The following is a 14,122-nucleotide window of genomic DNA, read 5'->3' as shown; positions in this document are numbered from 1 at the left end:
GCGAGCAGCATGCCGGACGCCGTCGTCGTTGGAAGGGAAGCGGAACAGCCGTGACGGAGACCCACAGCACCGCGGCGCGCGGGGACAGCGGCCCGGAGGCCGCCCGGTTGGTGGCCAGCCGGGTGCTGGACGTGCCGGACTTCCCCAAGCCCGGTGTCCTGTTCAAGGACCTGATGCCGCTGTTCGCCGACGGCAAGGCGTTCCGCGAGGTGGTCGACGGGATCGTCGCGTACCACGGACGGGACGGCTTCGACGTGGTGGTGGGCATCGAGGCGCGCGGGTTCGTCGTCGCGGCGGCCGTCGCGTACGCGGCCGGAGTGGGCGTGGTGCCGGTGCGCAAGGCCGGCAAGCTGCCCCGCCCGGCGCACTCGGTGTCGTACGCCCTCGAGTACGGCGAGGCCACCCTGGAGGTGCACGAGGACGCCTTCACGGCCGGCCACCGGGTCCTGGTCGTCGACGACGTGCTGGCCACCGGCGGCACCGCCGAGGCGACGCTGGACCTGGTCGAGCGGGCCGGCGGGACGGTCACGGGCTTCACCGTGCTGCTGGAGCTCGGCTTCCTGGGTGCGCGGGAGCGCCTGGCCCCGCGTCCGGTGCATGCCCTGTTGACCGTTTGATCCCGGCCCGGCGGGCGGAGGTCACGCCGACCGTCCGGCGGAGCGGCACCCGACCGTCCGTGCGGGTAGCATTGCCCTTTGCTGACACCGGCGGTACACCGTCCGGCGACGCGAGATCAGGCCGGCCGAGGTTCGGCCGGTGTTTTCCGGCGAGCGGTGAGGAGGCCGGTGTCCCACGATGTCGTCCCTCCGGCGGAGGGCACGGTGCACCCCACAGGCGACGCTGACGGCTCGGTGACCCACCGGAACGGCGACGCGCCGGCCCGGGTGACGGGCACCGACAACGGCTCCGGCAGCTCTCCTGCCGACGGCGCGACGGCTGCGACAGGCGTCGCGGCGGGTCCCACCACCGAGGTGCCCCCGGGCGCCGACGGTGTGGTGGTCCCGTTCCCGACCGACGCCGACGTCGACCCGTCGCCGAGCGGTGGCTTCGCGTTGTCCAACGCGCCCACCGGTCGTCGGGTACGCGCCCGGCTGGCCCGGTTCAACGCGCCCTGGCAGACCTCGCAGGTCAGCGAGGTGCTGGAGCCGCTCATCGCCAGCCACCGGGAAAATCACCCGAAGGCCGACGCCCGGCTGCTGCAACGCGCCTTCGACACGGCCGCGCGGTGGCACTCCGGGCAGTACCGCAAGTCCGGCGACCCGTACATCACCCACCCGCTCGCCGTCGCCACCATCCTCGGCAACCTGGGGATGGACACCACCACCCTGGTCGCCGCGCTGCTGCACGACACCATCGAGGACACCGAATACACCCTCGACGCGATGCGCGCCGACTTCGGTGGCGAGGTCGCCCTGCTTGTCGACGGCGTCACGAAGCTCGACAAGGTCAAGTTGGGTGACGCCGCCAAGGCCGAGACGATCCGCAAGATGGTCGTGGCGATGGCCAAGGATCCGCGGGTGCTGGTGATCAAGCTGGCCGACCGGATGCACAACATGCGCACGTTGACCTTCCTGCCCCGCCCCAAGCAGGAGCAGAAGGCCAAGGAGACGCTGGAGATCCTCGCGCCGCTGGCCCACCGGCTCGGTATGAACACGATCAAGTGGGAGCTGGAGGACCTGGCGTTCGGCACGCTGTTCCCCAAGCGCTTCGAGGAGATCAACCGGCTGATCGGGGAGCACCAGCCGCAGCGGGAGTCGCTGCTGCGGCAGGTGACGCAGAAGGTCGGCACCGACCTGAAGGCCGCCAAGATCAAGGCGGAGACGACCGGACGGCCGAAGCACCTCTACTCGATCTACCAGAAGATGATCGTGCGGGGTCGCGACTTCAACGACATCTACGACCTGGTCGGCGTCCGGATCCTGGTCGACACCGTGCGGGACTGCTACGCGGCGCTCGGCGTGATCCACGCCAACTGGCAGCCGGTGCCGGGGCGGTTCAAGGACTACATCGCCATGCCCAAGTTCAACATGTACCAGTCGTTGCACACGACTGTCATCGGGCCCACCGGCAAGCCGGTGGAGATGCAGATCCGCACGTACGCGATGCACCGCACCGCGGAGTTCGGTATCGCCGCGCACTGGAAGTACAAGGAGCACAAGGGCACCCAGATCGTCGGCCCGCCGGCGCACATCGACGAGATGACCTGGCTGCGGCAGCTGCTGGACTGGCAGCGGGAGGCGGCCGACCCGAGCGAGTTCCTGGACGCGCTGCGCTTCGACCTGTCCAGCCAGGAGGTGTACGTCTTCACCCCGAAGGGTGACGTCATCCCGCTGCCGACCGGGTCGACGCCCGTGGACTTCGCCTACGCCGTGCACACCGAGGTGGGGCACAAGTGCATCGGCGCGCGGGTCAACGGCAAGCTGGTGCCGTTGGAGTCGACGCTGTCCAACGGCGACGTGATCGAAATCTTCACGTCGAAGTCCGAGACCGCCGGCCCCACGCAGGACTGGCTGGGCTTCGTCAAGAGCCCGCGCGCCCGCACCAAGATCCGCCAGTACTTCAACAAGGAGCGGCGCGAGGAGGCGATCGAGGCCGGCAAGGACGCGATCGTCAAGGCGATGCGCAAGCAGGGCATGCCGTTGCAGCGGATGCTCACCTCCGACGCGCTGATGTCGATCGCCCGGGACCTGCATCTCGCCGACGTGGCGTCGCTGTACGCGGCGGTCGGCGACAGCCAGGTCTCCGCGCAGTCGGTGGTGCAGAAGCTGATTGCCGCGTACGGCGGCGAGGAGGGCGCGGCGGAGGACATCGCCGAGACCGCCGTCGCCACCCGACCGCCGCGCAGCCGGCAGAGCAGCAGCGACCCGGGCGTGGTGGTCCGCGGCGTCAGCGACGTCTGGATCAAGCTGGCCCGCTGCTGCACCCCGGTCCCACCGGACTCGGTGTTCGGCTTCGTCACCCGCTCCGGCGGGGTGAGCGTGCACCGCGACGACTGCGCCAACGCCGAGGACCTGCGGGCGCAGGCCGAGCGGGTCGTCGAGGTGAGTTGGAAGCTCACGTCCGCCTCCACGTTCCTGGTGGCGATCCAGGTCGAGGCACTGGACCGGCACAAGCTGCTCGCCGACGTCACCCGGGTGCTCTCCGACGAGCGGGTCAACATCCTGTCCGCGACGGTCACCACCACCCGCGACCGGGTGGCGGTGAGCCGGTTCAGCTTCGAGATGGCCGACCCGAAGCACCTGGGCCACCTGCTGGCCACCGTCCGCAAGGTCGACGGGGTCTTCGACGCGTACCGGGTCACTTCGGGCGCCTGAACCCCGTACCCCGCACACGAAAGCGCCCGCCGGCTCAGCCGGCGGGCGCTTCGTTGCTCGGGTCTCAGCCCTGCGGCGCGCTCATCGTGAGGTCGGTGATCACGACCTCCTTCTTCGGGTGGCCACCACCGGCCTGCTGGGCGAACGCACCGTCGTCGCCGGCCTTGGCCACGTCCTTGACGATGTCCATGCCGCCGGTGACGGTGCCCAGCACCGTGTACGCCGGGTCCAGCGGCGAGTCGCCGTAGACGATGAAGAACTGGCTTCCGGTGCTGCCCGGCTGGCCGGAGTTGGCCATCGCGATGACGCCCTCCGGGTACGGCGGGCGCTTGTCGGTGGGCAGGTTCTCCTCGGGCAGCCGGAAGCTCGGGCCACCAGTGCCGTCGGTGTCCCGCCAGCCCTTGCCGGTGGCGCTCGGGTCACCGCACTGCAGCACCTTGATGCCCTCGGTCACCAGGCGGTGGCACTTGCTGTTGTCGAAGAAGTTCTTCTCCGCCAGGTAGGTGAACGCACCCGCCGTGCACGGCACCTGCGACCTGTCGACCTTGGCCGTGATCGGGCCCAGGTTTGTGGTGATCGTCATGGTCTGGACGCCGGTGCCCGACTGCTGGTTGCTGGGCGTCCCGACATCCTTGATCTGCGGGGGCCGCTGGTCGGTGGGCATCGCGTTGTAGACGCACTCCCTGGCGCCGGCCTCCGAGGCGGCGGTGCCGCTCTTGTCGTCGTCGCCGCCGAGGGTCGTGACCAGCCAGACGGTGCCGGCGACCACGAGCACCAGCACGGCGGCGGCCCCGACGATCGCCCGCGTCTGGCGGCGCTTGCGGGCCTTGGCCGAGCGCTCGGCCATCTCCTTCTCGAGTCGGGCGCGTGCCGCCGCGCGCTGCCGCTCTCTGGTGGACGTCACGCCTGGATCCTCCTGGCTGTTTGCTACGGGGTGCCGCTCGGGTGGGGTGGGGCGACCGGTCACCCGGCGCTCGGGCTGCTGGCCGGTGCGCCGGACGGCGCCGGTGCCGCGCCGGTGGTCGGCTCGCCGACCGTGAGGCTCTGGATCACCACGTCGGTCTTGGGCTTGACCTTGGCCCCGGTCCCATTGTCCACGGTCGGCTGGGCGCCGATCTTCTCCACCACGTCGAGCCCACCTGTCACCTTGCCGATCACCGGGAACTTGGGGTCCGTGGTGGTGAAGTCCTTGAAGAAGATCAGGAACTGGCTGCCGTTGGCACCCGGCGGGTTCGAGATCATCGCCACGGTGCCCTTGGGGTACGTCGGCGGCTGGCCGGGCGCCGGGCTGGCCGACGGCGAGGCCGACGGCACGGTCGGTACGTCCTCGTCGTAGAACGAGTAGGTCGGCCCGCCGAGGCCGGTGCCGCTGGGGTCACCGCAGCGCAGCGCGCCGTCGGCGGTGATCTCGTGGCACTTGGTGTTGTCGTAGAACGACCGGCTCGCCAGGTGGGCGATGCTCGCCGCCGCGCACGGGGAGTTGGCCAGGTTCAGCTCGGCGGTGACCGGCCCACCCTGGTTGGTGGTGACTGTCATCGCCCGGGTGCCGTCGGTCGGCAGGTCCTTGGTCGCCGGCATGCCGACGTCCTTGAGGTTGGTGTTGGCGCTCGCGTCCTGCGGCGTCCAGAGGCAGGTGTCGGACGCGGCCGTGTTCTGCTTCGGGTCGGAGTCGAACGCCCCGAGCGCCCAGGCCGAGCCGGCCACGATCACCGCGAGGACCAGGAAGGCGCCCACACCGGCCTGGATCTGCCGGCGGCGCCGCGTGGCGGCGGCCCGGCGAGCCATCTGCCGGTCGAGCTTGGCCCGCGCCAGTTTGCGCTGCCGGTCCCTGCTGGAAGCCACAGGTGCTCCCCTTTCCTCTGCCTGGTCGTCACCGGCGGCCGGGTACCCCGGCCCGTCCGGGCGTCGCGTGTGCCACGCCACACGCCCGCCAGAGTGTACGGCTAGTGACTGGGAATGTGGTGTACGAGGTCCACCCAGCCGCCAGCAGCCCATATCGTGCGATGTCACTGTGTCGGATGGGGCCGCGGGGACGGACGCGCCAAACGCGCTCGCACCGCCGGTTAGGCTGCTCAGGACGACAGCTCGACGGAGAGGACAGCGCCCGTGCTCGTGGCCGGCTTTCCCGCGGACGCCTTCGGCACCAACTGCTACGTGGTGGCCACCGCGCCGGGGGAGCAGTGCGTGGTGGTCGATCCCGGCATCGGGGTGCTCGACCAGCTCGACGCGCTGCTCGCCGAGCACCGCCTGCATCCGGCCGCCGTGCTGCTCACCCACGGCCACCTGGACCACACGTTCTCGGTGGCGCCGGTCTGCGGTGCGCGCGGGATCACCGCGTACGTGCACCCCGGCGACCGGGAGATGCTCGCCGACCCGGCCATGGGCCTGTCGGCCGACCTGACCTCGCTCTTCGGTGGTCGGCTGACCTACACCGAGCCGGAGGACGTGGCCGAGCTGACCGACGGCGCCACCCTCACGCTCGCCGGCCTGGAGATCGCCGTCGACCACGCCCCGGGCCATACCGGCGGGTCGGTGCTGTTCCGGCTGCCCGGCGCCGGGTCGGGCTGGGAGGCGGACGAGATCTGCCTCTCCGGCGACGTCCTCTTCGCCGGCTCGATCGGCCGCACCGACCTGCCCGGCGGCAGCATGCCGGCGATGCTCACCAGCCTGCGCGACAAGATCCTCCCGCTGGCCGACGACACAGTCGTGCTGCCCGGCCACGGCCCCGGCACCACCATCGGCCGCGAGCGCGCCAGCAACCCGTACCTCATCGAGGTGGCCGGCACGACGCCGGCCGCGCCCACCCGGGGCCTCTAGTTCTTTCGTCCGCGCCGCGCGCGGACCCACGACACCACCGCGCCGCGGGTGCGGAATCGCAAGGAGTACGCCGATGAGCAAGCCCACGCCCATCTCCGGTTTCCCGGAGTGGACTCCCGGCCAGCGGATGATCGAGCAGTTCGTGCTCGACAAGATCCGGGACACCTTCGAGCTGTACGGGTTCGCGCCGCTGGAGACCCGCGCCGTGGAGCCGCTGGACCAGTTGCTGCGCAAAGGCGAGACCTCGAAGGAGGTCTACGTGATCCGGCGGCTGCACGCCGACGCGGAGGGCGCCGGCGGTGACGACCAGCTCGGCCTGCACTTCGACCTGACAGTGCCGTTCGCCCGCTACGTGTTGGAGAACGCCGGCAAGCTGACCTTCCCGTTCCGCCGCTACCAGATCCAGAAGGTGTGGCGGGGTGAGCGGCCGCAGGAGGGGCGCTACCGGGAGTTCGTCCAGGCCGACATCGACATCGTCGACCGGGACACCCTGGCCCCGCACCACGAGGCGGAGATGCCCCTCGTGATCGGTGACGCGCTGCGCGCCCTGCCGATCCCGCCGGTGACCATCCAGGTCAACAACCGCAAGATCTGGGAGGGCTTCTTCCGGGGCATCGGGGTGACCGACCCGGAGGCGGCGCTTCGTACTGTCGACAAGCTCGACAAGATCGGCCCGGTGAAGGTGGCCGAGCTGCTGGCCGAGACCGCCGGGGCTAGCGAGGCGCAGGCCAAGGCGTGCCTGTCGCTGGCCGAGATCTCCGCGCCGGACGCCTCCTTCGCCGACGCCGTACGCGCGCTCGGCGTCAACGATCCGCTGCTCGACGAGGGCATCGGCGAGCTGGTCGGTGTGGTGGAGACCGCCGCCGAGCACGCGCCGGGCCTCTGCGTGGCAGACCTGCGCATCGCCCGTGGCCTGGACTACTACACGGGCACGGTCTACGAGACCCAGCTGCGCGGGTACGAGCGGTTCGGGTCGATCTGCTCGGGCGGCCGCTACGACAACCTGGCCACGGCCGGCAACGTCTCGTACCCCGGAGTGGGCATCTCCATCGGCGTGACCCGGCTGCTCGGGCTGCTCTTCGGCGCGGGGGAGCTGTCGGTCTCCCGTTCGGTGCCCACCTGTGTCCTTGTGGCACTGGCCGACGAGGAGCACCGCCCCGCCAGTGGCCGGATCGCGTCGGCGCTGCGCCGGCGGGGCATCGCCACCGAGGTGTCGCCGAGCGCGGCGAAGTTCGGCAAGCAGATCCGCTATGCCGAGCGGCGCGGAATCCCGTACGTCTGGTTCCCGGGGGCGGACGGCGCGCCGGACGAGGTGAAGGACATCCGCTCGGGTGAGCAGGTCACGGCCGACGCCGGGGAGTGGGCGCCACCCCGGGAGGACCTGAAGCCGAAGGTCGGTTGAGTGTCACGACTGGCGCGGACGGCCGCGGGGACCTACGGTAGCGTAAGTTACGCCACCGTAGGGAGTTACTCGTGACCGTGAGCACCACACTGAGCCAGACCGCCCTGCTCGTCGAGCTGGAGCCGGTCGTCGCGCGCAACCTGGACCGTCACCTCTCGCTGGCGAAGGAGTGGTTCCCGCACGAGTACGTGCCGTGGAGCGAGGGGCGCACGTTCGACGGGCCGCTCAATGGTGAGGCGTGGTCGCCTACCGACTCGACCATCCCGGACGTCGCCCGCACCGCGCTGATCGTCAACCTGTTGACCGAGGACAACCTGCCCTCGTACCACCACGAGATCGCCACCCTGTTCGGCCGCGACGGCGCGTGGGGCACGTGGGTGCACAGGTGGACCGCGGAGGAGGGCCGGCACGGCACGGCCATTCGCGACTACCTGACCGTCACCCGGGCGGTCGACCCGGTGGCGCTGGAGCGCGCCCGGATGACCCACATGTCCGCCGGGTACGTCAACGTGCACGACGACGAGGTGCTGCACTCGCTGGCGTACGTCTCGTTCCAGGAGTTGGCGACCCGCATCTCGCACCGCAACACGGGCAAGGCCACCGGTGACCCGGCCTGCGAGGCGCTGCTGGCCCGGGTCGCCGCCGACGAGAACCTGCACATGGTGTTCTACCGCAATCTGCTCGCCGCCGCGTTCGAGCTGGCCCCGAGCCAGGCCATGCGGGCCGTCGCCGACGTGGTGGCCAACTTCCAGATGCCGGGCAACGGCATCGACGGTTTCGCCCGCAAGTCGGTGGCGATCGCCCTGGCCGGCATCTACGACCTGCGCCAGCACCGTGACGAGGTGTTGCAGCCGGTGCTGCGCCAGTGGGACGTCTTCAACGTGACAGGCCTGGACGCCGACGGCGAAGCCGCCCGCGAAGAGCTGGCCTCCCAGCTCGACGCGCTGGAGAACGCGGCGTCCCGCTTCGAGGAGAAGCGCGACGCCCGAGCAGCCCGCCTAGCCCTCCGCTAATCCCCACCCCCACCCCAGCCCCTGTTGATCATGAGGTTGGCGGTTCATTCGATCTCTGAATCGCCCGTCAACCCCATGATCAACACGGTGGGCCGGGGGCGGGGGTCAGGGGAGGGGGAAGAGCAGGCAGGTGCTTGTTGCGTGGGCTATCAGGCGGTTTTCCGCGTCCGTCAGGCGGGCCTCGGCCAGGGCCGTACGGCGGCCGCGTTGCAGCACCGTGCCCTCGCAGCGCAGCGTGCCGCTGTCCACGGTGACCGGGCGGAGGAACTTCACGTTCAGGTCCAGCGAGGTGTAGCCGACCCCGGCGGGCAACGTGGTGTGCACGGCGCAGGCGGCGGCGGTGTCCAGCAGGGTCGAGATGACGCCACCGTGGACGGTGCCCAGCGGGTTGTAGTGGAACTCCTGCGGGACCAGTTCGACGGCGACCCGCCCCTCGTCAGCCTCCATCCGCGCCATGTCGATCAGGTGCATCACCGGGGGTGCGGCGAGCTCTCCGGCGATCATCGCGCGGAGCAGGTCGAGGCCGCTGCGCCGACCGACCTGCGCCGCGTTGGCCGCCGGGTCGGACCAGGTGAAGGTACGGCTGCGCGCCGGCTCCTGGGTCTGTGTCATGGACGCAGCGTGGCAGCACGTTGCTGAGTCTGTCAATGAGACCTAGCCTGGTCGGATGACGCCCGCGGCACTGGACTGGTCGGTGGAGAACTGCACCATCGCCCGCGCGATGGAGATCCTCGGCGAGCGGTGGACGATGGTGGTGCTGCGGGAGGTCTTCAGCGGCGTACGACGCTTCGACGACATGCGCGTTCGCACCGGGATTCCACGTCAGGTTCTCACCAACCGGCTGGTCGTGCTCGTCGAGCGGGGCGTGCTGCGTCGTGAGCCGTACCGGGAGCCCGGCAGCCGGGTGCGCCACGAGTACCGGCTGACGGAGAAGGGCCTGGCCCTCTGGCCGGTGCTTGTTGCCGTGCTCGGGTGGGGTGACCGCTACCTGGCCGACGCCGAGGGCTCGGCCCTGACCGTCGAGCACCGCGACTGCGGCGCCCCGGTACGCGTCGAGCTGCGCTGCGCCGACGGGCACCCGGTGGACGACCCCCGCGACGTGGTGCCCCGCCCGGGTCCCGGCGCACGCCGCCGTACCCCCTGACGCCGGGCGTCGCCACCCGCTGCGCCGCCACCCGCCACCCGCCACCCGCCGGCCGCCGCGTCGCCTGCCGCCGCGTCGCCTGCCGGCTACGCCGTCGCACACGTCCGCCGTGCCGCCGCGCATCCGGCCGCCACGCCGCCTGTCCGCTGCGCCGCCGCACGTCCGTGCCGCCGCCGGCTGGTCCGCCGTGCCGCTCGATCCGTGAAGGTGCGGCGGCGGGGTTGTGGCGTCAACGGCGGCGGTTGGCGAGCGGTGTCCGAAACGGATCCGGTGGTCGTCGAGGTGTGACGGCAGGTGTCCGCGAGCGTGTCAGCGGTGTTGCGGAGGTGTGACCGGCGGGGGTCGACGAATTCGGGCGAAACCTGGTCTTGTCAATGATCTTAAGTATGTGAATACTTCAGTGCACTCGGCCGGTTTTCGCAGATCGGCCGGGTCGCCCTCGGGTCAGCCACCCCCGGCCAGACCCGTCTCCCCCGCCCAGGAGGTTTGTTACATGCGACCCACGAGGTCCTCATTCCGCGTTGCGGCGACAGTTGCCGTGAGCGGAACCCTGGTCGTCGGTTCGCTCATCGGCGCACCCGCCCAGGCCGCCCCCGCCGCCTCGCCCGACGCCGCCGCGGCCCTCTCCGCTCAGCTCGGTGACCGCTCCGCCGGCTCGTACATCGACGCCAGCGGCAAGACCGTCGTCACGGTGACCGACGCTGCCGCGGCGCGTACGGTCAGCAACGCCGGAGCGAGCGTCCGGTACGTCACCCGCGGCGCCGCCGAGCTCAACCGCGCCACCGCCGAGCTGGAGCGCTCGGCGAAGATCCCGGGCACCGCCTGGTGGAGCGACCCGGTCACCAACCAGGTGGTCGTCTCCGTCGACAGCACCGTCACCGGCGCCAAGCTGGAGCGGGTCAAGGCCGCCGCGGCGCGCGCCAACGGCGCGGTGCGGGTCGAGGCCGAGGCCGGTGTGCTGAGCACCCGTATCTCGGGTGGCCAGGCCATCTACACCGGCGGCTACCGCTGCTCGCTCGGCTTCAACGTGCGTAGCGGCAGCACCTACTACTTCCTGACCGCCGGGCACTGCACCAACCTCGGCACCAACTGGTACTCGAACTCCAGCCAGACCACCCTGCTGGGCACCCGTACCGGCACCAGCTTCCCGGGCAACGACTACGGCATCGTGCGGCACAACAACTCCGCCAACGCCGCCGGTAACGTCTACCTCTACAACGGCAGCTACCGGGACATCACCGGCTCCGGCAACGCGTCGGTCGGCCAGTCGGTGCAGCGCTCCGGCAGCACCACCGGCCTGCGCAGCGGCTCGGTGAGCGCCACCAACGCCACTGTGAACTACGCCGAGGGTTCGGTCTCCGGCCTGATCCGCACCAACGTCTGCGCCGAGGGTGGCGACAGCGGTGGCTCGCTCTTCTCGGGTGGTACCGCGCTCGGCCTGACCTCCGGTGGTAGCGGCAACTGCCGCACCGGTGGCACGACCTACTTCCAGCCCGTCACCGAGGCCCTGAGCCGCTACGGCGTCAGCGTCTTCTGATCGATGCACCGCCCGCGGGTCGCCGGATTCCTCCGGCGACCCGCGTCGCGCGTCCGGGGGGCGCCGGGCCGCCTTCCCTGCGCCAACGCCCGCGAGCCGGCGTCCGTGCGCCGCCTCAGACGACGCGATCCGGGCCGTCCGTGGGGAACAGGGGATCCGGGGGTACGACACCTGTCGTCGGCAGGGCCGGCCCGAGTGTGGTGGTGCCCTCGGTGGCCCACGCGAGGTGTGCCCGTCGAGCGGAGAGGACCGCCAGCAGCGGCCAGAGCGACACGCCCACCGCCGTCACCCGTTCGGCCAGGCCGGTTCGTGATCCGTTGGTCACCTCGAACGCGAACCAGCCGAAGAGGGCGAGCAGCACGACAGTGGCGCTCAGCGCCACTCCCCGACGAAACGCCCAGGGCACCCGCGGATGGGCGGTGTCCGGGCCACGCGGCAGCCGCAGCGCCGACCCGGCCGGCCAGAGCGCCAGCGCGAGGACCGCGACGGTAGCCGCGATGCCGTGGCTGAGCGAGCCGCCGACCACAGGCCGGGGAAAGGCGACAAGCGCGATGGTGGCCACGCCGCCGACGGCGAGCAGGAAGCGGCTGGGCAGCCCGGCCGCGTGCAGCACCGCCGCGATCGCCAGGTAGCAGCAGCCGAGCAGCAGCAGAGCAGTGATCATGATCCAGGCGTCGGTGGCGTCGTGCCCCGCCAGTTCGCTGATGGTGTCCCGGACCGGGTCGTACCCGGCCGGCTGCCGGGCGCCCGCGACCGTCCAACCGCCCACCAGCAGCACCGGCGCGGCCATCGCCGTGGCGACGCCCCAGTTCGGTACGGCGCGCATTCGGCCACGTTAACCGGCGCGACGGCCCGCCGAGCCGGGTTCGCCAGGCTGCCACCGGCGACGCGCACCGGACGGCCGCCTGCCCACCAGCGAATCGTGCCGGCCTGCCGGGTGCCCCCGAGCGGAGCCGGCCGCCCCTGACAGAATGCGGGTGAGGACTGTTCCACGATGAGGAGTTGCCAGCCGTGATCCGTACCCACAATGCCGGAAGCCTGCGCGCCGCGGACGCCGGCTCGACGGTGACGCTCGCCGGGTGGGTCGCCCGCCGGCGTGACCACGGCGGCGTCATCTTCGTCGACCTGCGCGACGGCTCCGGCGTGGTCCAGGTGGTGTTCCGCGAGGAGGACGCGCACGCGCTGCGCAACGAGTTCTGCGTGAAGGTCGTCGGCGAGGTGACCCGCCGGCCGGCCGGCAACGAGAACCCGGAGCTGCCCACCGGCGAGGTCGAGGTGACCGTCACCGAGCTGGAGGTGCTCTCCGAGGCCGCGCCGCTGCCGCTGCCGGTGGACGACCAGGTCGAGGCCGGCGACGACCTTCGCCTGCGCTACCGCTACCTGGACCTGCGGCGCAGTGGCCCGGCGAACGCGCTGCGGCTCCGTTCGCGCGCCAGCCAGCTCGCCCGGGGCGTGCTGCACGAGCGGGACTTCCTGGAGATCGAGACGCCGACGCTTACCCGCTCGACGCCCGAGGGGGCCCGCGACTTCCTGGTGCCGGTCCGGCTCCAGCCCGGCAGCTGGTACGCGTTGCCGCAGTCGCCGCAGCTGTTCAAGCAGCTGCTGATGGTCGGCGGCATGGAGCGGTATTACCAGATCGCCCGCTGCTACCGCGACGAGGACTTTCGCGCCGACCGGCAGCCGGAGTTCACCCAGCTCGACATCGAGATGTCGTTCGTGACCGAGGACGACGTGATCGACCTCGGCGAGGCGATCGTGTCGGCGCTGTGGAAGGACCTGGCCGGGCACGAGATCAGCCGGCCGATCCCGCGGATCACCTGGCACGACGCGATGGCCCGGTACGGCTCCGACAAGCCGGACCTGCGCTACGGCGTCGAGCTGACGGACCTGACCGAGTACCTGCGTGGCACCGAGTTCCGGGTCTTCGCCGGGGCGATCGACGCGGGCGGCTACGTCGGCGCGGTGGTCATGCCGGGTGGCGCGTCGCAGAGCCGCAAGGAGCTGGACGGCTGGCAGGACTGGGCGAAGGCGCGCGGCGCGCGGGGCCTGGCGTACGTGGTGCTGGACGCCGAGACCGGCGAGGCGCGCGGGCCGGTGGCGAAGAACCTGTCCGCCGAGCACCTGGGTGGGCTCGCCGACGCGGTCGGCGCCAAGCCGGGCGACGCGGTCTTCTTCGCCGCGAGCGCCACGACCCGCGAGGCGCAGGAGCTGCTGGGCGCGGCCCGCGTCGAGATCGCCAAGCGGGCCGGTCTGGTCGACGAGAGCGCCTGGGCGTTCTGCTGGGTTGTCGACGCCCCCATGTTCGAGAAGACCGACGAGGGTGGCTGGACGGCCGTGCACCACCCGTTCACCTCACCGAACGCCGAGTGGGTGGACCGGTTCGAGGAGGCGCCGGACCGGGCCCTCGCGTACGCGTACGACATTGTCTGCAACGGCAACGAGATCGGCGGCGGGTCGATCCGTATCCACCGGGGCGACGTGCAGAAGCGGGTCTTCGACCTGCTCGGCATCACCCCCGAGGAGGCGCAGGACAAGTTCGGCTTCCTGCTGGAGGCGTTCAAGTACGGCGCGCCGCCGCACGGCGGCATCGCGTTCGGCTGGGACCGGGTCTGCATGCTGCTGGCCGGCGCGGACTCGATCCGTGAGGTCATCGCGTTCCCGAAGACCCGGGGCGGCTTCGACCCGCTGACCGGTGCCCCGACGCCGATCACCGGCCAGCAGCGCACCGAGGCCGGCATCGACGCGAAGCCCAAGCCCCCCGCGACGGCACACACGGGAACGGCCGGCCCGGCGGCCCCGGTGGCCGACCCGGTCTGACCGCACCCGCCCTGATGCTTGGGTGATCAAGAGGTTTGCGTCATCATCGCCCCGCGAGATGACGCAAACCTCTTGATC

12 protein-coding genes are annotated in these 14,122 nt (G+C 71.3%); 8 read left to right on the top strand and 4 right to left on the bottom strand.

Going from position 1 to position 14,122, the window contains the following annotated elements:
- Positions 1–50 precede the first annotated feature (50 nt).
- Together ACLQ26_RS04645 and ACLQ26_RS04640 are read left to right on the top strand one after the other, a co-directional pair.
- Positions 51–617: an adenine phosphoribosyltransferase gene (locus ACLQ26_RS04645; RefSeq protein ID WP_007458278.1), complete on the top strand. Its 567-nt coding sequence runs from the start codon at positions 51–53 to the stop codon at positions 615–617.
- Between the two features lie 168 nt (positions 618–785).
- The gene (locus ACLQ26_RS04640) at positions 786–3,314 is read left to right on the top strand and encodes a RelA/SpoT family protein (protein WP_425743236.1); all 2,529 of its coding nucleotides are present in this window, start codon (positions 786–788) and stop codon (positions 3,312–3,314) included.
- Between the two features lie 64 nt (positions 3,315–3,378).
- On the opposite strand, the gene ACLQ26_RS04635 is transcribed toward ACLQ26_RS04640, so the two are convergent.
- Positions 3,379–4,218: a peptidylprolyl isomerase gene (locus ACLQ26_RS04635; protein WP_425743235.1), complete on the bottom strand. Its 840-nt coding sequence runs from the start codon at positions 4,216–4,218 to the stop codon at positions 3,379–3,381.
- A 59-nt stretch (positions 4,219–4,277) separates the two neighbouring features.
- Positions 4,278–5,156, bottom strand: a complete 879-nt coding sequence (locus ACLQ26_RS04630; protein ID WP_425743234.1) for a peptidylprolyl isomerase — start codon at positions 5,154–5,156, stop codon at positions 4,278–4,280.
- A gap of 264 nt (positions 5,157–5,420) precedes the next feature.
- Between ACLQ26_RS04630 and ACLQ26_RS04625 the strand changes: the two genes are divergently transcribed.
- The 3 genes from ACLQ26_RS04625 (at position 5,421) to ACLQ26_RS04615 (ending at position 8,546) form a co-directional block, all read left to right on the top strand.
- Positions 5,421–6,131: an MBL fold metallo-hydrolase gene (locus tag ACLQ26_RS04625; RefSeq protein WP_425743233.1), complete on the top strand. Its 711-nt coding sequence runs from the start codon at positions 5,421–5,423 to the stop codon at positions 6,129–6,131.
- 73 nt (positions 6,132–6,204) lie between these two features.
- Complete coding sequence (gene hisS, locus ACLQ26_RS04620; RefSeq protein WP_425743232.1) at positions 6,205–7,533, top strand: histidine--tRNA ligase; 1,329 nt, start codon at positions 6,205–6,207, stop codon at positions 7,531–7,533.
- Between the two features lie 71 nt (positions 7,534–7,604).
- Entirely contained in the window at positions 7,605–8,546 is a 942-nt protein-coding gene (locus ACLQ26_RS04615) for an acyl-ACP desaturase (RefSeq protein WP_425743231.1), read from the top strand.
- A gap of 105 nt (positions 8,547–8,651) precedes the next feature.
- On the opposite strand, the gene ACLQ26_RS04610 is transcribed toward ACLQ26_RS04615, so the two are convergent.
- Entirely contained in the window at positions 8,652–9,158 is a 507-nt protein-coding gene (locus ACLQ26_RS04610) for a PaaI family thioesterase (protein ID WP_425743230.1), read from the bottom strand.
- A gap of 55 nt (positions 9,159–9,213) precedes the next feature.
- On the opposite strand from ACLQ26_RS04610, the gene ACLQ26_RS04605 reads away from it, so the two are divergent.
- Both ACLQ26_RS04605 and ACLQ26_RS04600 read left to right on the top strand, forming a co-directional pair.
- Entirely contained in the window at positions 9,214–9,690 is a 477-nt protein-coding gene (locus ACLQ26_RS04605; RefSeq protein WP_425743229.1) for a winged helix-turn-helix transcriptional regulator, read from the top strand.
- A gap of 493 nt (positions 9,691–10,183) precedes the next feature.
- A complete protein-coding gene (locus ACLQ26_RS04600; protein ID WP_425743228.1) occupies positions 10,184–11,227 on the top strand; it encodes a S1 family peptidase in 1,044 nt (347 codons plus the stop codon).
- Between the two features lie 115 nt (positions 11,228–11,342).
- Here ACLQ26_RS04600 and ACLQ26_RS04595 read toward each other — a convergent pair whose 3' ends face one another.
- Positions 11,343–12,053, bottom strand: a complete 711-nt coding sequence (locus ACLQ26_RS04595) for a DUF998 domain-containing protein (RefSeq protein WP_425743227.1) — start codon at positions 12,051–12,053, stop codon at positions 11,343–11,345.
- A 185-nt stretch (positions 12,054–12,238) separates the two neighbouring features.
- Here ACLQ26_RS04595 and aspS point away from each other — a divergent pair, with 185 nt between their 5' ends.
- A complete protein-coding gene (gene aspS / locus ACLQ26_RS04590) occupies positions 12,239–14,044 on the top strand; it encodes an aspartate--tRNA ligase (RefSeq protein WP_425743226.1) in 1,806 nt (601 codons plus the stop codon).
- Positions 14,045–14,122: the final 78 nt, after the last annotated feature.

This window comes from Micromonospora sp. DT43, from assembly GCF_049841645.1.
Taxonomy (GTDB): Bacteria; Actinomycetota; Actinomycetes; order Mycobacteriales; family Micromonosporaceae; genus Micromonospora.
The sequence above is the reverse complement of the archived record's forward strand: the minus strand, read 5'-3'. Positions and strand labels throughout refer to the sequence as shown.

Excerpts from the sequence above, each read along its gene's own strand:
- hisS (WP_425743232.1), top strand. The coding sequence starts at position 6,205 with ATGAGCAAGCCCACGCCCATCTCCGGTTTCCCGGAGTGGACTCCCGGC.
- ACLQ26_RS04610 (WP_425743230.1), bottom strand. The coding sequence starts at position 9,158 with ATGACACAGACCCAGGAGCCGGCGCGCAGCCGTACCTTCACCTGGTCC.
- ACLQ26_RS04605 (WP_425743229.1), top strand. The coding sequence starts at position 9,214 with ATGACGCCCGCGGCACTGGACTGGTCGGTGGAGAACTGCACCATCGCC.
- ACLQ26_RS04600 (WP_425743228.1), top strand. The coding sequence starts at position 10,184 with ATGCGACCCACGAGGTCCTCATTCCGCGTTGCGGCGACAGTTGCCGTG.
- ACLQ26_RS04595 (WP_425743227.1), bottom strand. The coding sequence starts at position 12,053 with ATGCGCGCCGTACCGAACTGGGGCGTCGCCACGGCGATGGCCGCGCCG.